Here is an 18,956-nt window from a genome sequence, read left to right on the forward strand (position 1 = left end):
GATGAGCGAACGTGCCGTGATCGTCGAGGCCGACGGTGGTTCTCGGGGTAACCCCGGTCCTGCCGGGTACGGCGCGGTTGTTTTCGATGCCGATCACGGGCGGGTGCTCGCCGAGCGTCGCGAGTTCATCGGGATCGCCACCAATAATGTCGCCGAATATCGTGGTCTGCTCGCGGGATTGGCGGCAGCCGCGGAACTCGGTGCCGAATCCGTTGCGGTGCGCATGGATTCGAAGCTGGTGGTGGAACAGATGTCGGGGCGGTGGAAGGTCAAGCACGCGGCCATGATTCCGCTGGCTGATCAGGCGCGTCGCTTGGTCGCCGGGTTCGCCGAGGTGCGTTTCACCTGGATTCCGCGCGCGCAGAATTCGCACGCCGACCGGTTGGCGAACGAGGCGATGGACGACGGTGCCCTGGTCGACGAGGTGCACGCGGCCGAGCGCACGAGTACCGGTGTCGCCGAGCGTGTTACCACCGGCGAAAGTGGTGTTTCGGAGCGCGACCTGCCGAGTTGGGCTGACGAGGCGGAGCAGGCGAGGAAGTCCGCGCAGACGGTGTCGCCGAGTGAGCCAGCGCGTGCGGCACAGACCGGCCCCGGCTGGTCCGGCGCCACGGGAAGTCCGACGCGCCTGGTGCTCCTGCGGCACGGTCAAACGGAACTGTCGATACAGCGCCGCTATTCGGGTCGCGGCAACCCGCCGTTGACCGCGCTCGGTCGGGAGCAGGCCGCGCGCGCGGCGAAGCACTTCGCGGGTAAGGGCGGCATCGATGTCGTGGTGAGCTCACCGCTCGGGCGCGCACGGGAGACGGCCGAGGCCACCGCGAACGCGCTGGGCTTGCCGGTGCGGGTGATCGACGGGTTGATCGAAACCGATTTCGGCGAGTGGGAGGGGTTGACCTTCGCCGAAGCGGTGCAGCGTGATTCGCAGACGCACGCCGAATGGTTGGGTGACACGTCGGTGCGCGCACCGGGTGGGGAGAGTTTCGACGAAGTTCGTGAGCGGGTGGACGCGGTGCGCCGCGACCTGATCGCGCGCTATCCCGCGTCGACGGTGCTGGTGGTCAGTCACGTCACGCCGATCAAGTTGCTGTTACAGCTCGCGTTGGCGGTGGGTCCCTCGCTGCTCTACAAGCTGCACCTGGACCTCGCCTCGACCTCGATCGCCGAGTTCTACCCGGACGGGCCGACTTCGGTGCGTTTGGTGAACGACACGTCGTATCTGTGACTCGCGATGATCGGATAGTGGGGCGGTAGCTGGCACGCTGAGCGCACCGCGTGGGTGCCTGACCACGCGAACATCGGCGAGGCGACATTTCGGTAGTGGCCGGTGCGGACCAGAGCTCGAGTAGTCCGATGACAGCCGCGCACACGGACGTTTCTCGGCAGCACGCGCGGGTGGTCGTCGCGGCGAATGTCGCGTCGGTGGTGGGCATGGTGGTGCTGGCGTTCTCCGGGCTCATCCCGCTGACCGGGCTGGGTATCGCCTTTCTGCTGATCAGTGCCGCGTCGGTCGCGGTGTTCGCGACGTGGGAAGCGGCCGGTCTGCGGGTCGTCGAGTGAGCCTCGGTGTGCCGGGATCAGACGTTCGCGGCGGAACTACGCGCCGACGCGGGCGTCAGGCTCGCTTGGCCCAGGCCGAGGTGGTCGCGCAGGGTGTTGCCGGTGTATTCGGTGCGGAACAGGCCGCGCCGCTGCAATTCCGGGACCACGTAGTCGACGAAATCGTTGAAGGTGCCCGGTGCCTGTGCGGAGGAGAGGATGTAGCCGTCGGCTTCGCCGCCGTGGAACCCCTCCTCGATCTGGTCGGCGATCTGCTGCGGGGTGCCGACGAACTGCGGAAGCAACACACCCTGGGCGTAGAGCTTGCCGATGTCGCGCAGGGTGAGGTTGTCCTTGACGCTGAGCCTGCGCGCCACCTCGAACAGGCCCTGGGTGCCAGGTACCTGGACGTCCTCGATGGGGGCATCGAGGTCGTACTGGGAGAAGTCGTGGTCGGTGTGCACGGACAGGGTGATCAGGCCGGAAATGGGATCGGCGAGTTTGTTGTGGAAGGCCTGCTTCTCGCGGGCGATCGACTCCGTCTCGCCGACGAACGGCACGAACGATGGGAAGATCTTGATGTCGTCGGGGTTCCTGCCGTAGTTCGAGGCCCGCGACTTCACGTCGTCGTAGTAGGCCTTGCGTCCCTCCTTGGTGGGGTCGATCTCGAAGATCGCCTCCGCCCAGCGGGCCGCGAAATCCTTGCCCACCGAGGACGATCCGGCCTGGATGATCACCGGCCTGCTCTGCGGTGAGTGCGGGACCGTCAGCGGTCCGCGGGTTTTGAACCAGGCGCCGGCGTGGTCGATCGTGCGGACCTTCTCGGGGTCGGCGAACACGCCGGACACCTTGTCCTGAACCAGGGCGTCGCGATCCCAGCTACCCCAGAGCTTGAACGCGACCTCGAGGAATTCCTGGGCGCGCGCGTAGCGCTCGTCGTGGCCGAGGTGATCGTCGACACCGAAGTTCTGCGCCTCGGCCTGATTGAGCGAGGTGACCACATTCCACCCGGCCCTGCCGCGCGACTGGTGGTCGAGCGTGCCGAAGATCCGCGCCACCTCGTAAGGGTGGAAGTAGGTGGTGGACTTGGTGATCGCGAGCCCGATTTTCTCGGTGACATAGGCGAGCCCGGCCGCGACCAGCGACGGATCGATAGTGGCCGAGGCCTGGGTGCCGCTGCGCAGCGGCACCTCGATGTCGTTGCCGTAGCGCACCGGGGTGGCGAGTAGATCGGCGAAGAACACGAAGTCGAACTTGCCGCGCTCGAGCGTCTGCGCGACCCGGCGGTAGTAGTCCGGCCCGAGGTAATCGGACTCCGACGCGGGATGCCGCCACGCCGCATGCGAGTGCGTGACGTGCGAGGCGATCAGAAATCCGGCGAGGTGGAGTTCACGAGACATGCGGGTTCCTTCGGGTTGGCGCCTTCGGGTGTTCGGAGGTCGTATCGGCTGCCACCAAGGCTCGGCAACCCGTCGGCGAATGTCACCGGTTCGGCTCAGCGTGAGTTGAGCGCACGCCATCACCGTTCGGTGCCATGCCGCCCGAAACCCCCTGGGACAAGCAGCTCGTCGGTTTGGTATTCAGTTCTGATGGCCCCATCGACCGTCGATGTTCATCAGCTCACACCGGAGCAATGGCGCACGTTCCGACATGTCCGGTTACGCGCGCTATCCGACACTCCGCGATTCTTCGGAACGACTCTGGCGCAAGCCCGACAACGAACCGAAAGCGACTGGCGCCAAGCCCTTTCGGACCGCTCGCAGTACCTTGCCCGCCTCGGTGGCACCGAAATCGGCACGGTCGGTGGGATGGTCGACCCCGACCGAGGGGGAGTGCATCTGATCTCGATGTGGGTGGCGCCCGAGGCACGTGGCACCGGCGCCTCGGATGCCCTCGTCCGCGCGGTCATCGACGGCGCTGTGAGCGACGGTCACACCCTGATCTGGCTCGAGGTCGTGGAAGAGAACATATTCGCCGAGCGGCTCTACAGTCGCAATGGTTTCGTTAGAACCGGAGTCGTCTGTCCCACTGCCCCCGAGGATCCACGCCTGGAGTTCGAGATGGTGCGTCGGATCGGTATATGTGGGACCTAGAGTCGTGGGGTGCTGGATATTCCGGAGGGGTTCGCGAGCGCCACTATCGCGCGCGAGGGGGAGCCGGGCTCGCGGTGGATCGCGGCGCTGCCTGGCTTGATCGAAGAATTGACGCGCCGGTGGTCGTGCACGCCGGAAGGGCAGGTGTGGCACGGGCAGGTGGGGGTTGTGGTGCCGGTTCGGTCGGGTGATCTGGCGCCTGCGGTGCTGAAGGTGTCGTTCCCGCATCCGGGGAACGTGCACGAGCCCGATGCTTTCGAGGTGTGGGGTGGGTCGGGGGCGGTGCGGCTGTTTCGGCGCGACGATGCGGTGTTCGCGATGTTGTTGGAGCGTGCGGGCGAAGGGAGCCTGGCCGGAGTCGAGGATTTCGATGCCGCGGTCGCGGCGCTCGGTGAGTTGTCCCGTCGGCTGGCGGTACCCGCGCCCGAAGGTTTGCCTCGGATCGCTCGTCAGATGCCCGAGTGGGAGCACGAGATAACCACCACGGCACGGGAGTTGGGTTCGCCGATGCCCCAGCGCGTGCTGGATGCGGCCGTCGCCACCGTACGCGAATTCGGCGGCGATCAGCCGAACACGCTGGTGCACGGCGACCTCCACGACAGCAATGTTCTTCCGTCCCAACGGGAACCATGGCTGGTGGTCGACCCGAAGGGGTACGTGGGGGATCCGGCCTATGACGCGATCACCGTGGTGCGCAGCCTGCGGTTCCTACCACTGTTGAACGAACCGGATCCGGAACGTGCCGTGCGGCGCGGACTCGATCTCTACTGCGAGGGCGCGGGAATCGACCGGACCCGCGCTCGTCGATGGGTGCAGGCGGGTGCCGTGCGCTCCGCGCTGTGGGGGAGACGGTACGACGAGCCTTCGTGGGCGATCGAAGTCACCGATCGGCTGGCCGAGATGTTCACCGAGTGAGCGAGAGTCCTTGTACCTCACCGGCCCCCGCTTATGGACCGACCCGCGCTCGACTCACTCGAAGGCGGCCGACCGCAACCGCGCCGTATATGTCTGTGCCCGCTCCACCGCGTCGGCGGCGGCGTCGAGTTCGATCATGGCTTCTTCGAACACCTCTCGGGCTCCCGCGACGCAGTATTCGGGGGTGGTGAGCGCGCCGATTCCGTCGGTGTCGAGCAGCACCCCCGAACTCTGGAGCGTCGCGTAGCCCTTGTCCAGGGTGGCGAGGTCGAGTCGCAGTGCGGTCAATCGGTCGAGTAGGCGGGCGCGCTCGGCTTCCAGGGTGCTCGGATCGGTCATCGTGTTCGCCTCGATTCGGTGACGCCGGGGGTTGCTGCCCAACTTAGTCACGCTGATCGTCGAGGTGGTTACGCCGCAAGCGAATCAGGGTCACGCCGTAGGCGACGATCCAGACCACCCAGAGCAGCCAGCTGGCCAGCGACAGCAAGGTGAGTGGCCCGGTGTGGTCGATGATCGGTGCGACGAGTGTGGCCGAAAGGAATTGGCCCGCCGCGGCGATCAGGCCGAGGGTCCCGTGCCAGCGGGCGATGGTGCCGGTGCGTAGACCCGCGAGCGAGAGTCCGAGCATGGCGAGGGCGAGGAAGGTGCCGTTGACGGTGAACATGGCGTTGTGCAGCGTCCAGAGGCCCGATCGGTCGGTCGTGGTGGTCAATGCCAGGCGGATTCCGGAGATGCCGACGAAGGTGGCGTTCTGTAAGAGCATCCCGGCGAAGCCGACCAGCGACCAGGCCGAGCCTGTCGCGCGTTCGCGCGGCCACAGCGCGGCGACGGCGGCGGCACCGAAGATCGTCAACGACAGCCATGCGGTCGGCAAGAAGTACAGCGACCAGCCGACGACGTCGGATTTCGTGGTGAAGAACGCCGTCACCTCGTCGAGTTCGGCGCCGACCCGTGGCAGTCCCGCGGGCTCGAGGATGAGATTCGGTGCGACGATCGTGGCGGCGAAGACGAGACCGGCGACACCGCCGATCCTGGCGAACGACCACCCAGCGGCTACATTAGTTTTGTTGTTCACATATTGAATATAAGCTCCGTAAAACGAAAGGGGAACCCCGATGGCCGACGCGCACCCTCGCCGCCGCTACGACTCCCTGCGCCGAACCGCCAAGGCGCAGCAGACGAGCGCGGAAATCGCCGCGGCGGCAAGGTCGTTGTTCGTGTCGAAGGGGTGGGCGGCGACCACGGTGCGTGATGTCGCCGCCGAAGCCGGTGTCTCGGTGCCGACGGTCTACGCCGCCTACGGCAACAAGGCGGGGCTGACCAAGGCGCTGGCCGATTCGGCCGACCTGTCCGCCGACATGCCTCGGCTACTCGCCGAATTGGACCGGAACCCCGACCCGTCCGCCCAACTGGCGGCGATGGCGGGCTACGACCGAAGGCTCTTCGAGCGATCGGGGGATGTGCTGCTCCTGGTGCGCGAGGCGGCGCGCGCGGAACCCGAACTGGCGCACACGTATCGAGACGCGCGCGGGCGCGGCGACGACGCGCACCGTCAGGTGTTCACCGCGTGGCCGCCCGAAACCCTCGCGCGGGGTATCGATGTGGCCTCGGCCGTGGATATCTACGGTGCGCTCTGCAATATCGACGTCTACACCGATCTCACCGAGGAGCGCGGCTGGACACCCGAGCGGGTCGAACGATGGTGGGCGGAGACCCTCGTTCGTGAATTGTTGCGATGAAAGCACGTTCGGTGCGTTGGATTCCCCGCGACCCGAAGCCGCGGGGAATCCACGAAACTGCTACGGCCGCAGCACCGAGACCAGGAAATCGGTTTGGTCGTAGACGACCTGTTCGAAGGTGTCGTCGAAGTAGGCGTCGAAATGTCCGCCGGGGTAACGCTTCACGATCGCGTGCTTGGTCTGTTCGGCCGCACGCAGAGCGGGTTTGATCGGGGTGACGGTGTCGTCGTCGCATAGGCAGTACAGGACGGGAACTTTCACACGCTTGGCTTTGCGACCCGGCGAGTAGAACAATGCCGAGAAGGCCGCGCGTGCGGCCATTTTCGGCTTGTAGGTTTCGCTTTCCTCGGCGAGCCTGCCGAACCCTTCGGGCACCTCGCGTGCGCTCATCATCGCCGCCGACCGTTTGCGGCCACCGATTCTGATCCCGAGCGGTTTGCGCAAGATCGTGCCGAACACCACGTCCAGGGTGGCGATGATGCTCACCTTGGTCATGCTGATCGGCCCCTTCGCCAATGCCGAGGACAACCCGCTGGTAAACGGCACCTGCGCGACCACGGCGGCGATGTAGGCGTCCTCCGGCGCGATCGTCAGCACATGGCCGCCGCTGAACGAGGTGCCCCACAATGCGATTCTGGTCGCGTCGATTCCGCGCAGGGTGCGCGCGTAGGCGATGGCGGAATGCCAGTCCTCGCGTTGACGTTTCACCCGCAAGAGTTGACGCGGCTCTCCTTGACTGGCACCGAAGTGCCGGTAATCGAAGACCAGAACCGCCATTCCCGCCATGGCGAAACGCCTGGCATAGCGATCCAATCCCATTTCCCGATTTGCCCCCAAACCGTGCGCCAGCACCACGAGCGGGCGGGGTTTCGGCGATCCGTCCGGGCGATACAGCCAGCCGGCGCACTGCTCGCTTCCGGAGGGGAAGCCGACCTCGACACGTTCCATGGCTAATGACCGTACTGCGTTCCAGGTCGAGCGCATCTCGGTGGTCGGCCGGTCAGGCCCGGATTCACCGCTTCGGGCCCGCGCGAAGTAGGCTGAACGCCGCGGACGAGTTGGTCGGGCGACCGCGGCGTCGGGAACGGGCACGAATGTGTCGCTGCCCGGTGTCGAGGAAAGTCCGGACTCCACAGAGCAGGGCGGTTGCTAACGGCAACCCGGGGTGACCCGCGGGACAGTGCCACAGAAAACAAACCGCCCACGGCCCCTGTGGGTTGTGCGGTGAGGGTGAAACGGTGCGGTAAGAGCGCACCAGCGCCATGGGTGACCATGGCGGCTAGGTAAACCCCGCCCGGAGCAAGGTCGAAGGTCGCACCTCGCGGTGCGGCTGCGCAGGTGTTCGAGGGCTGCTCGCCCGAGCCTGCGGGTGGACTGCTCGAGGTACCCGGCAACGGTGTGCCCAGATGGATGGTCGCCACCCGGTGCGAGCCGGGGACAGGATCCGGCTTACAGGCCAACTCGTCCGCCTGTCCTCGCCTCGCGTCGGTATCGATCACGGTGATCGATACGGGGTGATTGCGGTGGGGTGTTTTCGCGGATGGCTCAGGCGATTACGCCGAGCACAGCATTTTCACGGTCTGGTAAACGGCTTGGGCCTGCTCGTGGCTGGCACCCGACGCGCGTTGTTCCGTGCTCGCCACGATGTCGTCCTCGGACTTGCCCGCTGTGATGTCGGCGCAGGTATCGGTGAAGATCGCGGCGACCGCCGAATCGTCTTTGCCTTCGGCGAGTTTCGGGAAAGCGCCACGGAAACTCGCGACGAAGGTGCCCGCCTTCGCGTTGTCGACGGCCTGGTCGACCGCGCCCGCGCTCGGACTCGGTGCGGCACTGTCGCTGTCGTCACCGCCGCAGGCGGACAGGAGGGCGCCGCAGGCGGCGATGGCCAGGACGGCCGTGCTGGTTCTGGTCAAGACGGTTCTCATCACGGGGCGCGATGGTAGCCCCTGAAAACCCGAAGTCGCCTCCCGTCAGGTGAACGGGAGGCGACCAATGATGCGTTCGAGGCGTGCGATCTAGTGTGTCGGGTCGATGACGAACATGTGCGCCCAGTAGGCGGCCTGTTCCGGTCCGAGCAGGGGCACGAGGTAGTCGAACAAGAGCGTTGACATAGGTGCGGGAACTCCCAATTGTCTTCGTATTCGGACAGTGTGCGGAGGATGCGTCGAGCTCGGCATCGCTCCGGCGGGGCCACGTTAGCAGCCGGCTGCCAGGGTAGGGGCGCGGCACTTCTGCTATGGGCCTTTTGTCCAAGCTTTTATTTCGGGTTCGTCCCAGCTTTGTTCCGGGCTGGCTTGTCGGTGATCGACGTCATAAGGTAATGCCGTTGGTATAGGACTCGGGCTGCTCGGCCTCGGGTCATTCGTACATAAATCGCGCGAAAGCAGGTCTCTACGCATATGCGGGTAGTTCGCTCACTGGTCACCGGCGCTCTGATCGCCGGTGCTGCTTCGGTTTTCGCCATCCTCGGCTCCGGGTCGGCCGGCGCCGTCGGGGTGACGCCGCTGCCGGGTGGGGTCCAGGTCGACCTCAGTCCCGGTGACACCGCGTGGGTGTCCCAAAACCATGTCGGACAGGCCCTCGCCGGTCTGCCGCATCCGTCGGCATCGTCGTTCGGCACTTCGCTGGATGCGGCGGCGCGGCTGTCGTCCACGGTGCCCGGCGGTCGGGTCACGTTCACGGTCTACGGTCCGCTCGATCAGTTGAGCGGCACGATGTTGGCGTTGCAGTAGCGCGGCGCTGTCCTCGAAATTCGGCTCGGCCACCGCGAATCCCGCGGCGGCCGAGCCGAATTCGTTCGAGCATCCTGGTGCTCGATTACTCGATGTTCTGCCAGCCGGTGAGTGCCGCCGCGCGTGCGGGGTAGCCGCTGAGCGCGCGCCCCGCGGCGGCGTCTTCCTCGGCGGCGAGCGCGGCGTAGGCGGCGGTGTCTTCGCCCGCCGTGGCGGCTTCTTCGGCCACCGCGAGGATCGCCTCGTGTGATTCGACGGCGTCACGGTGGTCGCCGAGTACCGTCTGCAAGCGTTTGGCTCGCTGCCCCAACTCGGTGGCCAGCTCGCCGACGCTGGGCTGCGCGGCCTCCCCGGAGTACCGTAATCGCTTGGCGCTCTTGCGAATATCGTGCAGCAGCTCGACGCGTTCGGCGGGGGCGACCGTGGGTTCCCTGCGAATCAGCGCCTCGACCCGTTCGCGATCGCGTTCCAGCACCACGCCGAAGTATTCCTGTGCGGTGGTCTCCGCGCGGGCGGTGCGCAGCGGCGGTTTGTCGCGCCAGCGCGCCAATTCCGCGCGCAGCGCCAGGTAGCGGTCGTCGTCGAGCGCGGAGGTGATCCGTTCGTGCGCGTCGCGGTAGCGATCGCGCTGGGCGGTCACCAGCCGCGCGGTGACGGCGGCGGTGTCGGCGCCGGGCACCTCGGCGATCAGCGCGGCGAACCGTTCGGCGCGCACTTGCGCATCCCTGGCCTCGCCGAGCAGGTCGGCCAACCACTTGAGCTCCGCGCCGGTGTCGGCGATGGCCCGCTTGTCGAACAAAGCGCGGTAGGACCTGAGCACGCTGCGTAGCCTGCGCGTGGCCACCCGCATCTGGTGGACCGAATCCGGTGCGTCACAGCGCACGTGCGGTTCGCTATCGAACAGTCGGTCGATGTCCTCGGCGAGCGCGACCGTCAGCGCACCGCCCGCGGTGGTGGTCACGGCGGGTCCGTTTTCGCGAAGGCGTCGGTGGCCTCGACCAGATGGTGCACGATGCCGGGTTCGAACGCGGTGTGACCCGCGTCCTCGACGAGATGCAGCACTGAACCCGGCCACGCACGGTGCAGGTCCCATGCGCTGGTCGCGGGGCAGACGACGTCGTGGCGACCCTGCACGATCACCGAGGGGATCTGCGCGATGGTGTCGATATCGCGCAGCAGCTGACCCTCATCGAGGAAACCGCGATGGCGGAAGTAGTGATTCTCGATGCGCGCGAACGCGAGCGCGAAGCGCGGGTCGGCGCTTTCGGCTACGCGCTCCTGGTTGGGCAGCAGCGAACTCGTCGCGCCTTCCCAGGTGGACCACGCGGTGGCCGCCTCGAGTGCGACCCGTTCGTCGGGGGAGTGCAGCAGTCGGTGATAGACCTCCACCAGGTCCTGGCCGCGTTCGTCTTCCGGCACCGGCGCGAGGAACTTCTCCCACTCGTCCGGGTACAGGTACCCGGCGGCACCGTTGTAGTACCAGTCGATTTCCTTGCGCCGCAACAGGAACACGCCGCGCAGCACCAGTTCGGTCACCCGCTGTGGGTGGCGTTGCGCGTAGGTCAACGCCAGCGTCGACCCCCACGACCCGCCGAACACCAGCCAGCGTTCGATACCGAGATGGGTGCGCACCGCCTCGATATCGGCGACGAGATGCCGCGTGGTGTTGTGCTCCAGGCTCGCGCCGTCGGCGATGTGCGGCGTGGACCGTCCGCACCCGCGCTGGTCGAGCAGCACGATGCGGTAGACGGCGGGGTCGAAGAATCCGCGTTGCGCCCGACCGGTCGCGCCGCCGGGCCCACCGTGCAGGAAGACCGCCGGTTTGCCGTCCGGGTTACCGCTGGTCTCCCAGTAGATCGACTGGCCGTCACCGACCTCGAGTAGCCCGGAAGCGTAGGGCTGGATGTCGCGGTAGGTGGTGCGTCTCGCGGGTGCCGTCATCAGAAGGCGAGTCCCGTGGCGAGGTCCGGGATTTCGAGGGCCTCGACGGCCTGCTGGCGAACATCGGAGCAGCTTTTGTCGGTGACCCGGTCGATGATCGGTTTGTCGGCGAGCACGGCGCCGTTGATGGCGCCATTACGCAGCGCCCACTCGTGCACGATGCCGTTGAGGCCGATCTTGCCCGCGGTCGGGCCTTGTACCCGCCAGTTGGACAGTTCCGGGCGGATCATGTCGCACAGTTGGCTGCCCGCGGCGTCGCTGATCTCCGGGCTGCCCGGCTTGGGCTTGCTCGCGCTCCCGGTCTCTTCCGGTGTCGTCGAACCGGTGGCGGTCGAGGTCGCGCTGGCCGTGGTCGACCCGGAGCTCCCGGTCGCCGGTGCGTTCTCGGTGCCCCCGCACGCGGTGAGCGCCGCTGCGGTGAAGACACCGGCGAGGAGCAGGGTGCTGTGGGAAATCCATCGGCTGTGCGGCATCGGTACCTCTGATCGTGTCGAGATTTGTCGGTTCGAGTCTGCCAGTTTCGCCGAAGCGGCGGGTGTCGGTCGACTGTTCGATGCGCGCTGACGTTCGCAATGACACGCGACGATATCCGATCCGCCGCGACCGGGTCCGGCGTTACACCTTGTCCAGCAACATCATTCGGCACCACCACGGGCATCCCACGAAGGCCGGCGCGCGCGGCGGCGGTGTGGTGGGCTTCTCGGTGCTGGCGTGGGTTTCCCACGATCGGCGCATCGAGGCGTGCTCGCGACGGTGGCAGACGAGCGGCCGAGCAGCGCGGTCCACCCGCACTCCTCGGCCGCACCCGGTGACCGATCCGCTCGGATCAGAAGATGTGCTCCGGGCCTGGGAACGTGCCCCGGCGCACCTCGTCGGCGTAAGCGGCTGCGGCCGTACGCAATTGGTCACCCACATTGCCGAATCGCTTGACGAACTTCGCCGTCTTGCCCTCGGTGTAGCCCGCCATGTCCTGCCACACCAGTACCTGGGCGTCGGTCTCCACCCCCGCGCCGATGCCGACGGTCGGGATGGTGAGCTTGCGGGTCACCTGTCCGGCCAACTCCGCGGGCACCATCTCCATCACCACCGCGAACGCACCGGCCTCCTGCACCGCGATCGCGTCCGCGACCAGCTGTTCGGCGCCGTTACCCCGGCCCTGCACCCGGAAGCCACCGAGGGTGTTGACGCTCTGCGGGGTGAATCCGATGTGCGCCATGACCGGGATACCCGCCGAGGTGATGGCCGCGATCTGGTCGGCGACGCGCTCGCCGCCTTCCAGCTTCACCGCGTGCGCCTGGCCTTCCTTCATGAACCTGGTCGCGGTGGCCAACGCCTGCTGTGGCGAGGACTCGTAGCCGCCGAACGGTAGATCGGCCACCACCAGCGCGTGTGGGGCGCCGCGCACCACACCCCGGACCAGGGGCAACAGCTCGTCGGCGGTGATCGGCACGGTGGTGTCGTAGCCGTAGACCACATTGGCCGCGGAATCGCCGACCAGCAGCACGGGGATGCCCGCCGACTCGAACAGGCGAGCCGAGGAGTAGTCGTAGGCGGTGAGCATGGCCCAGCGCTCGCCGTCGGCCTTCATCTGCTGGAGATGATGAACACGGGTCTTGCGGCGTGGCTTGTTCTGCCCGGCGTCGTCGGCCGGTGCAGCACCGTAGGCAGGGGTTTCCGAATCGGATACGGACATCATCGTCCCTCTCGTCGTGTCTCCTCGGGGCCCGTCCGGGTCCCCGGGTTCGTCTGACGAAGCCCAGTGTGCCACCACGACGGCGGGTCTTCTAAGGGTGGAGCACGATGCGATTGGTCACAGCGGGTGCCCGGGTATGTGGCGTTTGTCCAGGCGAAATGCCGTTCGCGGTCGGTTACTGCCAAGATCGACGCATGTCTTCGGTGTGGAGTGGGCGCGGCGCGCTCGTGCTGACGGTGCTCGCGTTGGTGGTGGCCGGGTGCGGCGACACGGGTGGGGAGTCGAAAGAGTCCGCCGAGATGCCCGCGGTGCCCGCGCCGTTGCAACAGTTCTACGACCAGCAGGTGCGGTGGGGTGGTTGCGACGGATTCGGTTCCGCCGACGATCGTTTCGCGCCGAATATGGAGTGCGCGCGGATCACCGTCCCGGTGGATTACGAGAAGCCCGAGGGTGCGACCGCGCAGGTCGCGGTGTCGCGGATCAAGGCGACCGGCGAGCGGGTGGGTTCGTTGCTGATGAACCCCGGCGGCCCAGGCGAGTCCGGGCTGACGATGTCGATGCTCGGCAACAACACCCCGTTGGCGGAGCGGTTCGATCGTGTCGGCTTCGATCCGAGGGGAATCGGCTCGTCGACGCCGACGGTGGCCTGCCAGACCGCGCAGGAGCAGGACCAAGAGCGTGCCGAGGCGCCGGAGGACAACAGTCCCGCCGGGATCGCCGCCGCCGAGGCCGACGACAAGCAGTACGCGCAGCGCTGCTCGGAGCGCACCGGCGATGAATTCCTCGCCCACGTCGGCACCCGCGAGGTGGTGCAGGACATGGACGTGATGCGCGCGGCGCTGGGCGACTCGAAGCTGAGCTATCTCGGATATTCCTACGGGACCAGGATCGGTTCGGCCTATGCCGAGCGTTTCCCCACGCACGTGCGCGCCATGGTGCTCGACGGCGCGGTGGACTCCTCGCAGGACCCGGTGCAGGAGTCGCTGCACCAGGCCGAGGGCTTCCAGAAGGTTTTCGACGCCTACGCCGCGAACTGCGCGAAACAGTCGGACTGCCCGATCGGCACCGACACCGCGCAGTCGGTGCAGAGCTTCCGCGATCTGGTGAATCCGTTGTGGGACAACCCGGTCGCGACCACCGATCCCAGGGGGCTCAACTATGAGGACGCGATGACCGGTGTGCGGCAAGCGTTGTACTCCGACGACCTGTGGAAGATCCTGACCATGGGTCTTTCGGAGGTACGCGAGGGGCACGGCGACACCCTGCTGAAGCTGGCCGACCTCTACGACGGCCGCAACGACGACGGCACGTACACCAACACCAACGATGCTTTCAACGCCGTGCGCTGCGTGGACGATCCGCGCATGAGCGACCGCGCCGTCGCGGGCAAGCAGGACGCCGAGTTCCGCAGGGTCGCGCCGTTCCTGGACGACGGTCGCGGTACCGGTGCCGCGCCGCTGGAACTGTGCACCAACTGGCCGGTACCCAATACCAGTGAGCCACATCGGATCTCGGTGCAGGGCCTGGCCAAGACGGTCGTCGTCTCCACCACCGACGACCCGGCGACCCCGTATCAGGCCGGTGTCGACCTCGCCGATCAGCTCGGCGCCGCCCTCATCACCTATCAGGGTTCGCGCCACACCGTCGCGTTGTCGGCGGACGTGGCCTGCGTCGACAACCCGGTCATCGACTACCTGGTGACACTGCGCGAACCCGAGGAGGGCCTGCGCTGCTGACCGGACACGCGGCGTGCGCACGGCCCGCACACGGCCTCGATCCCGACCGTGTACTCGGTATCGAAATGGTTGGCACACAATACTCAGCGCGTATGTAACACGGATTTAACGCCGGGTGCTTACGCTCGCGGGCATGGATCGCCAGAAGGAATTCGTGCTGCGGACGCTCGAAGAGCGGGACATCCGCTTCGTACGTCTCTGGTTCACCGATGTCTTGGGCTACCTGAAGTCGGTAGCGATCGCCCCCGCCGAGCTCGAAGGCGCCTTCGAGGAGGGCATCGGCTTCGATGGTTCGGCCATCGAAGGCTTTGCCAGGGTCTCCGAGGCCGACATGGTCGCGCGGCCCGACCCCTCGACGTTCCAGGTGCTGCCGTGGTCGACGAGCAAAGGTCATCAGCATTCGGGTCGGATGTTCTGTGACATCACCATGCCCGACGGCTCACCGTCGTGGGCCGATCCACGCCACGTGCTGCGTCGCCAGCTGAACAAGGCCGCCGACGTGGGGTTCAGCTGCTACGTGCACCCGGAGATCGAGTTCTTCCTGCTGGAGAACGGGCCCGACGGCGCACCGCCGGTCCCGGCGGACCGTGGCGGTTTCTTCGATCAGTCGGTGCACAACTCGGCACCGAATTTCCGTCGCCACGCCATCGACGCGCTGGAATCGATGGGGATCTCGGTGGAGTTCAGCCACCACGAGGGCGCACCGGGTCAGCAGGAGATCGACCTGCGTTACGCCGACGCGCTCTCGATGGCCGACAACGTGATGACCTTCCGCTACCTGATCAAGGAGGTGGCGATCGACGAGGGCGTGCGCGCGACGTTCATGCCCAAGCCGTTCTCCGACTTCCCCGGTTCGGCGATGCACACGCACATGAGCCTTTTCGAGGGGGAGGCGAACGCCTTCCACGATCCGGACGATCCGATCAACCTGTCGGAGACCGCGCGCGCGTTCATCGCGGGCATTCTCGAGCATGCCCCGGAGATCAGCGCGATCAGCAACCAGTGGGTCAACTCCTACAAGCGGCTCATCCACGGTGGCGAGGCGCCGACGGCGGCCTCATGGGGCCGGTCCAATCGTTCGGCGCTGGTGCGGGTGCCGATGTACACGCCGAGCAAGTCGTCGTCGCGACGCGTCGAGATCCGTAGCCCGGATTCGGCGTGCAACCCGTATCTCACCTTCGCGGTGCTGCTCGCGGCCGGACTGCGCGGCATCGAGAAGGGGTACACGTTGCCGTCGGAGGCCGAGGACGACGTGTTCTCGTTGACCTCGGCGGAGCGGCGCGCGATGGGCTTCCGTGAGCTGCCCGGCACGCTGGACGAGGCCCTGCAAGCGATGGAGCGGTCGGAATTGGTCGCCGAGGCCCTTGGCGAGCACGTGTTCGATTTCTTCCTGCGCAACAAGCGCAGGGAGTGGGCGGACTACCGCAGCAGGGTCACCCCGTACGAGATCGAGCAGTATCTCGGCCTGTAATCGGGGCCGGTGGCGGACCTGAGCGGCGGGGACCCGGCGGCGAGCATGTAATTTGAAGGCATGGTTCGGCCACCGACTGCGCGTTCCGCTGTTCCCGGTGTCGGCAGGCTCGGGTTACTGGAGCCGACCGCCGCCGCGTCGCTGCGCGAACTGGGCTGGGACAATGTGGACGGCATTCCGGTGCTGTGGTCGTTGTCGCGGGCCCCGGATGCCGACCTCGCGCTGAACACGCTGATGCGGCTGCGTGAGAGTTTCGACGACGACGGCGCGGGTTGGCGGGAACTCGACGCTGCCGTGCGCGCCGAACCCGCGCTGCGCGGCAGGCTGTTCGCGTTGATCGGCTCCTCGACGGCCTTCGCCGACCACCTGGTGGCCGACCCGCCGGGGTGGAAGTTGCTGCGCCGTAAGGACTTACCCGACGGTGACGAGCTGCGAGACGATCTGCTCGCGGTCGTGAACGCCGAGCCGGAGCAGGGACCCAACGCCAGCCCGATGTTGTTTCGCGCGGGGATCAGCGGGCCCGAGGTGGTCGCGCTGCTGCGCAAGCGCTACCGCGATCATCTGATGCTCCTTGCCGCACTCGACCTCGCCGCGACCGTCGAGAACGAGCCCGTCCTGCCGTATCAGGAGGTCGGCGTCCACCTCACCGAGCTCGCCGACGCGGCGCTGACCGCGGCACTGGCGGTCGCGGTGGCGCGGGTGTTCGAGAACGAGCCGGTGCCGGTGCGCCTCGCCGTGATCGCCATGGGCAAATGCGGTGCGCGCGAGCTGAATTACGTCAGCGATGTGGATGTGGTGTTCGTCGCCGAGCCCGCCGACGCCTCGGCGGCCAGGCTGGCGGCGGAGATGATGAGCGTTGGTAGCTCGGCGTTCTTCGATGTCGACGCGGCCTTGCGGCCGGAGGGTAAAGCGGGCGCGTTGGTGCGCACGCTCGACTCGCATCTGACCTATTACCAGCGCTGGGCGCGGACGTGGGAATTCCAGGCGCTGCTGAAGAACCGGCCGATGACCGGCGACATGGACCTGGGGTGGGAATACCGCGCGGCCGTGATGCCGATGGTGTGGACGGCTTCGGAGCGCGAGGATTTCGTCACCGACACCAGGGCGATGCGACGGCGGGTGGAAGACCTGGTGCCCGCCGAGATGCGCGAGCGCGAACTGAAACTCGGGCACGGCAGCCTGCGCGATGTCGAATTCGCGGTGCAGCTGCTGCAATTGGTGCACGGCAGGGTGGACGAGAAGCTGCACGTGCCGGGCACGGTCGAGGCGCTGGGCGCGTTGGCGGCCGGTGGTTATATCGGACGTGACGACGCGGCCAACCTCAATGCCTCCTACGAGTTCCTGCGGTTGCTCGAACATCGTCTGCAGCTGCAACGGTTGCGCCGCACCCACACTCTGCCCGCCGCCGACGACGAGGAGGGCCTGCGCTGGTTGGCGCGCGCCGCGCATATGCGCCCGGACGGCAGCCACAACGCGGTGGGTGTGCTCAACAGCGAGATCCGCCGAAACACGGTGCGGGTGCGGCGGTTACACGCCAAGTTGTTCTACCGGCCGCTGCTGGAATCGGTGGTGCGGCTGGAACCCGACGCGGTGCGCCTGAGTCCCGATGCGGCCATTCGGCAGTTGGCCGCGCTCGGTTATGTGTCGCCGGTGCACGCGATCGACCACCTCAAGGCCCTCACCGGCGGGGTGTCGCGCAAGGGCAGGATTCAGGCACTGCTGCTGCCCACGTTGCTCGAATGGCTCGGTGACACACCGAATCCCGATGCCGGGCTGCTGGCCTATCGTCGGGTGTCGGAAGGACTCACCGACCAGACCTGGTTCCTGCGGGAACTGCGCGACGAAGGCGCGGTCGCGCAGCGGTTGATGATCGTGCTCGGCTCCTCGGAGTATCTGCCCGATCTGTTGATCAACGCGCCCGAGACGATCCGGATGTACGCCGACGGCCCCAAAGGACCGTTGCTGCTGACGCCGAAGGCCGAAGATGTCGCGCGCGGCATCATGACGGCGGCGCGCCGCTACGAGGATCCGAAACGTGCTGTGGCCGCGGCACGTTCGCTGCGCAGGCACGAGCTGGCCAGGGTTGCCTCCGCCGATATTCTCGGCATGCTCGACGTGCCGAGTGTGTGCCGCGCGTTGTCGGCGGTGTGGGTGGCGGTGCTGGAAGCCTCGCTCGCCGCGGTGATCCGCGCCAGCGAAGCACAGCGGGGCGAGCCGGCTCCCGCCGACTTCGCGGTGATCGGCATGGGCAGACTCGGCGGGATGGAGCTGGGATACGGCTCCGACGCCGACGTGCTGTTCGTCTGCGATCCGCGACCCGGCCATGACGAGACCGCCGCGGTGAAGTGGGCGATCGGCATCGCCGATCAGGTGCAGCGGTTGCTCGGCGCGCCAAGTACGGACCCGCCGTTGCTCGTCGACGCCGGACTTCGGCCGGAGGGGCGCAATGGCGCCCTGGTGCGCACCCTCGCCGCGTACGAGGCGTATTACGCGCAGTGGGCGCAGTCGTGGGAGGTGCAGGCGTTGTTGCGGGCCCACCAGGTGGCGGGCGATCAGGAACTGGGCGTGCGCTTCCTGCACATGATCGACGCGGTGCGGTATCCGGCGGGCGGCGTCTCGCCGGAAGCGGTATTCGAGATCCGCAGAATCAAGGCGAGAATGGACGCCGAACGTCTTCCGCGCGGGGCGAATCCGGCCACACACACCAAACTGGGACGCGGCGGCCTCGCCGATATCGAGTGGACGGTGCAGCTCACGCAGCTGCGTCATGCCCACGAAGTGCCCGGCCTGCACAACACCTCGACACTGCAATCGCTCGCGGTGATCGAGGAGACGAAACTGCTGGACTCCGAGGATGTTTCGTTGCTGCGCGACGCGTGGTTGACCGCGACGAAGGCGCGCAACGCCCTGGTGCTCGTGCGCGGCAAGCCGACTGACCAACTGCCGGGGCCGGGACAGCAATTGTCGGCGGTGGCGCGGGTCGCCGGGTGGCCGACCGATGACGGCAGCGAGTTCCTCGACCATTACATGCGCGTGACCCGACGGGCGAAAGCCGTGGTGGAGCGAGTCTTCGGCGAGTCGTGAGCGATCGGCGCCG

General features: G+C 67.1%; 18 protein-coding genes and 1 other RNA gene. 10 read left to right on the plus strand and 9 right to left on the minus strand.

Annotated elements, in window-relative coordinates; genetic code table 11:
- Position 1 precedes the first annotated feature (1 nt).
- Both ABEA50_RS18430 and ABEA50_RS18435 read left to right on the plus strand, forming a co-directional pair.
- Complete coding sequence (locus ABEA50_RS18430) at positions 2–1,225, plus strand: bifunctional RNase H/acid phosphatase (protein WP_345496789.1); 1,224 nt, start codon at positions 2–4, stop codon at positions 1,223–1,225.
- Positions 1,226–1,353: 128 nt separating this feature from the next.
- Positions 1,354–1,560 (plus strand): hypothetical protein, encoded by a 207-nt coding sequence (locus ABEA50_RS18435; RefSeq protein ID WP_345496790.1) that lies wholly within the window; start codon positions 1,354–1,356, stop codon positions 1,558–1,560.
- Positions 1,561–1,577: 17 nt separating this feature from the next.
- On the opposite strand, the gene ABEA50_RS18440 is transcribed toward ABEA50_RS18435, so the two are convergent.
- Positions 1,578–2,939 (minus strand): LLM class flavin-dependent oxidoreductase, encoded by a 1,362-nt coding sequence (locus ABEA50_RS18440; protein ID WP_345496791.1) that lies wholly within the window; start codon positions 2,937–2,939, stop codon positions 1,578–1,580.
- Positions 2,940–3,128: 189 nt separating this feature from the next.
- On the opposite strand from ABEA50_RS18440, the gene ABEA50_RS18445 reads away from it, so the two are divergent.
- Both ABEA50_RS18445 and ABEA50_RS18450 read left to right on the plus strand, forming a co-directional pair.
- Positions 3,129–3,632, plus strand: a complete 504-nt coding sequence (locus ABEA50_RS18445) for a GNAT family N-acetyltransferase (RefSeq protein ID WP_345496792.1) — start codon at positions 3,129–3,131, stop codon at positions 3,630–3,632.
- 9 nt (positions 3,633–3,641) lie between these two features.
- Positions 3,642–4,547 (plus strand): aminoglycoside phosphotransferase family protein, encoded by a 906-nt coding sequence (locus ABEA50_RS18450; protein WP_345496793.1) that lies wholly within the window; start codon positions 3,642–3,644, stop codon positions 4,545–4,547.
- Positions 4,548–4,601: 54 nt separating this feature from the next.
- Here ABEA50_RS18450 and ABEA50_RS18455 read toward each other — a convergent pair whose 3' ends face one another.
- Together ABEA50_RS18455 and ABEA50_RS18460 are read right to left on the minus strand one after the other, a co-directional pair.
- On the minus strand, positions 4,602–4,886 hold the full coding sequence (locus ABEA50_RS18455) for a hypothetical protein (protein WP_345496794.1): 285 nt from the start codon (positions 4,884–4,886) through the stop codon (positions 4,602–4,604).
- Positions 4,887–4,929: 43 nt separating this feature from the next.
- On the minus strand, positions 4,930–5,622 hold the full coding sequence (locus tag ABEA50_RS18460; RefSeq protein ID WP_345496795.1) for a hypothetical protein: 693 nt from the start codon (positions 5,620–5,622) through the stop codon (positions 4,930–4,932).
- A gap of 40 nt (positions 5,623–5,662) precedes the next feature.
- Between ABEA50_RS18460 and ABEA50_RS18465 the strand changes: the two genes are divergently transcribed.
- Positions 5,663–6,286 (plus strand): TetR/AcrR family transcriptional regulator, encoded by a 624-nt coding sequence (locus ABEA50_RS18465; RefSeq protein WP_345496796.1) that lies wholly within the window; start codon positions 5,663–5,665, stop codon positions 6,284–6,286.
- A 60-nt stretch (positions 6,287–6,346) separates the two neighbouring features.
- Here the strand turns inward: ABEA50_RS18465 and ABEA50_RS18470 are convergent, their stop codons facing one another.
- Positions 6,347–7,234, minus strand: a complete 888-nt coding sequence (locus tag ABEA50_RS18470) for an alpha/beta hydrolase (RefSeq protein WP_345496797.1) — start codon at positions 7,232–7,234, stop codon at positions 6,347–6,349.
- Positions 7,235–7,340: 106 nt separating this feature from the next.
- Here ABEA50_RS18470 and rnpB point away from each other — a divergent pair.
- An RNA gene (gene rnpB, locus ABEA50_RS18475) (RNase P RNA component class A) lies at positions 7,341–7,754 on the plus strand.
- Between the two features lie 85 nt (positions 7,755–7,839).
- On the opposite strand, the gene ABEA50_RS18480 is transcribed toward rnpB, so the two are convergent.
- Positions 7,840–8,211: a hypothetical protein gene (locus ABEA50_RS18480; protein ID WP_345497140.1), complete on the minus strand. Its 372-nt coding sequence runs from the start codon at positions 8,209–8,211 to the stop codon at positions 7,840–7,842.
- Positions 8,212–8,685: 474 nt separating this feature from the next.
- On the opposite strand from ABEA50_RS18480, the gene ABEA50_RS18485 reads away from it, so the two are divergent.
- Complete coding sequence (locus tag ABEA50_RS18485) at positions 8,686–9,018, plus strand: hypothetical protein (protein ID WP_345496798.1); 333 nt, start codon at positions 8,686–8,688, stop codon at positions 9,016–9,018.
- 85 nt (positions 9,019–9,103) lie between these two features.
- Here ABEA50_RS18485 and ABEA50_RS18490 read toward each other — a convergent pair whose 3' ends face one another.
- The 4 genes from ABEA50_RS18490 to panB all read right to left on the minus strand — a co-directional run bounded on the left by ABEA50_RS18490 (position 9,104) and on the right by panB (position 12,652).
- On the minus strand, positions 9,104–9,979 hold the full coding sequence (locus tag ABEA50_RS18490) for a CHAD domain-containing protein (RefSeq protein ID WP_345496799.1): 876 nt from the start codon (positions 9,977–9,979) through the stop codon (positions 9,104–9,106).
- Positions 9,976–10,959 carry a prolyl aminopeptidase gene (pip, locus tag ABEA50_RS18495; protein ID WP_345496800.1) on the minus strand — a complete coding sequence of 328 codons (984 nt, stop codon included), beginning with the start codon at positions 10,957–10,959 and terminating at the stop codon, positions 9,976–9,978. Before pip ends, ABEA50_RS18490 begins: the two co-directional genes overlap by 4 nt.
- Positions 10,959–11,432: a hypothetical protein gene (locus ABEA50_RS18500; protein ID WP_345496801.1), complete on the minus strand. Its 474-nt coding sequence runs from the start codon at positions 11,430–11,432 to the stop codon at positions 10,959–10,961. Before ABEA50_RS18500 ends, pip begins: the two co-directional genes overlap by 1 nt.
- A gap of 353 nt (positions 11,433–11,785) precedes the next feature.
- Entirely contained in the window at positions 11,786–12,652 is an 867-nt protein-coding gene (gene panB / locus ABEA50_RS18505) for a 3-methyl-2-oxobutanoate hydroxymethyltransferase (protein ID WP_345497141.1), read from the minus strand.
- A gap of 194 nt (positions 12,653–12,846) precedes the next feature.
- On the opposite strand from panB, the gene ABEA50_RS18510 reads away from it, so the two are divergent.
- From ABEA50_RS18510 to ABEA50_RS18520, 3 genes are all read left to right on the plus strand, one after another.
- Positions 12,847–14,388, plus strand: coding sequence for an alpha/beta hydrolase (locus ABEA50_RS18510; protein ID WP_345496802.1), 1,542 nt, complete (start codon positions 12,847–12,849; stop codon positions 14,386–14,388).
- Between the two features lie 133 nt (positions 14,389–14,521).
- Positions 14,522–15,859 carry a glutamine synthetase family protein gene (locus ABEA50_RS18515; RefSeq protein WP_345496803.1) on the plus strand — a complete coding sequence of 446 codons (1,338 nt, stop codon included), beginning with the start codon at positions 14,522–14,524 and terminating at the stop codon, positions 15,857–15,859.
- Positions 15,860–15,919: 60 nt separating this feature from the next.
- Entirely contained in the window at positions 15,920–18,943 is a 3,024-nt protein-coding gene (locus tag ABEA50_RS18520) for a bifunctional [glutamine synthetase] adenylyltransferase/[glutamine synthetase]-adenylyl-L-tyrosine phosphorylase (RefSeq protein WP_345496804.1), read from the plus strand.
- Positions 18,944–18,956 lie beyond the last annotated feature (13 nt).

The sequence above is a fragment of the Nocardia callitridis genome (assembly GCF_039543305.1).
GTDB lineage: Bacteria > Actinomycetota > Actinomycetes > Mycobacteriales > Mycobacteriaceae > Nocardia > Nocardia callitridis.

Coding starts and splice junctions, on each gene's coding strand:
- ABEA50_RS18430 (WP_345496789.1), top strand. CDS start 2: ATGAGCGAACGTGCCGTGATCGTCGAGGCCGACGGTGGTTCTCGGGGT.
- pip (WP_345496800.1), bottom strand. CDS start 10,959: ATGACGGCACCCGCGAGACGCACCACCTACCGCGACATCCAGCCCTAC.
- ABEA50_RS18440 (WP_345496791.1), bottom strand. CDS start 2,939: ATGTCTCGTGAACTCCACCTCGCCGGATTTCTGATCGCCTCGCACGTC.
- ABEA50_RS18445 (WP_345496792.1), top strand. CDS start 3,129: ATGGCCCCATCGACCGTCGATGTTCATCAGCTCACACCGGAGCAATGG.
- panB (WP_345497141.1), bottom strand. CDS start 12,652: ATGTCCGTATCCGATTCGGAAACCCCTGCCTACGGTGCTGCACCGGCC.
- ABEA50_RS18485 (WP_345496798.1), top strand. CDS start 8,686: ATGCGGGTAGTTCGCTCACTGGTCACCGGCGCTCTGATCGCCGGTGCT.
- ABEA50_RS18435 (WP_345496790.1), top strand. CDS start 1,354: ATGACAGCCGCGCACACGGACGTTTCTCGGCAGCACGCGCGGGTGGTC.
- ABEA50_RS18480 (WP_345497140.1), bottom strand. CDS start 8,211: ATGAGAACCGTCTTGACCAGAACCAGCACGGCCGTCCTGGCCATCGCC.
- ABEA50_RS18465 (WP_345496796.1), top strand. CDS start 5,663: ATGGCCGACGCGCACCCTCGCCGCCGCTACGACTCCCTGCGCCGAACC.
- ABEA50_RS18510 (WP_345496802.1), top strand. CDS start 12,847: ATGTCTTCGGTGTGGAGTGGGCGCGGCGCGCTCGTGCTGACGGTGCTC.
- ABEA50_RS18470 (WP_345496797.1), bottom strand. CDS start 7,234: ATGGAACGTGTCGAGGTCGGCTTCCCCTCCGGAAGCGAGCAGTGCGCC.
- ABEA50_RS18520 (WP_345496804.1), top strand. CDS start 15,920: ATGGTTCGGCCACCGACTGCGCGTTCCGCTGTTCCCGGTGTCGGCAGG.
- ABEA50_RS18455 (WP_345496794.1), bottom strand. CDS start 4,886: ATGACCGATCCGAGCACCCTGGAAGCCGAGCGCGCCCGCCTACTCGAC.
- ABEA50_RS18500 (WP_345496801.1), bottom strand. CDS start 11,432: ATGCCGCACAGCCGATGGATTTCCCACAGCACCCTGCTCCTCGCCGGT.
- ABEA50_RS18515 (WP_345496803.1), top strand. CDS start 14,522: ATGGATCGCCAGAAGGAATTCGTGCTGCGGACGCTCGAAGAGCGGGAC.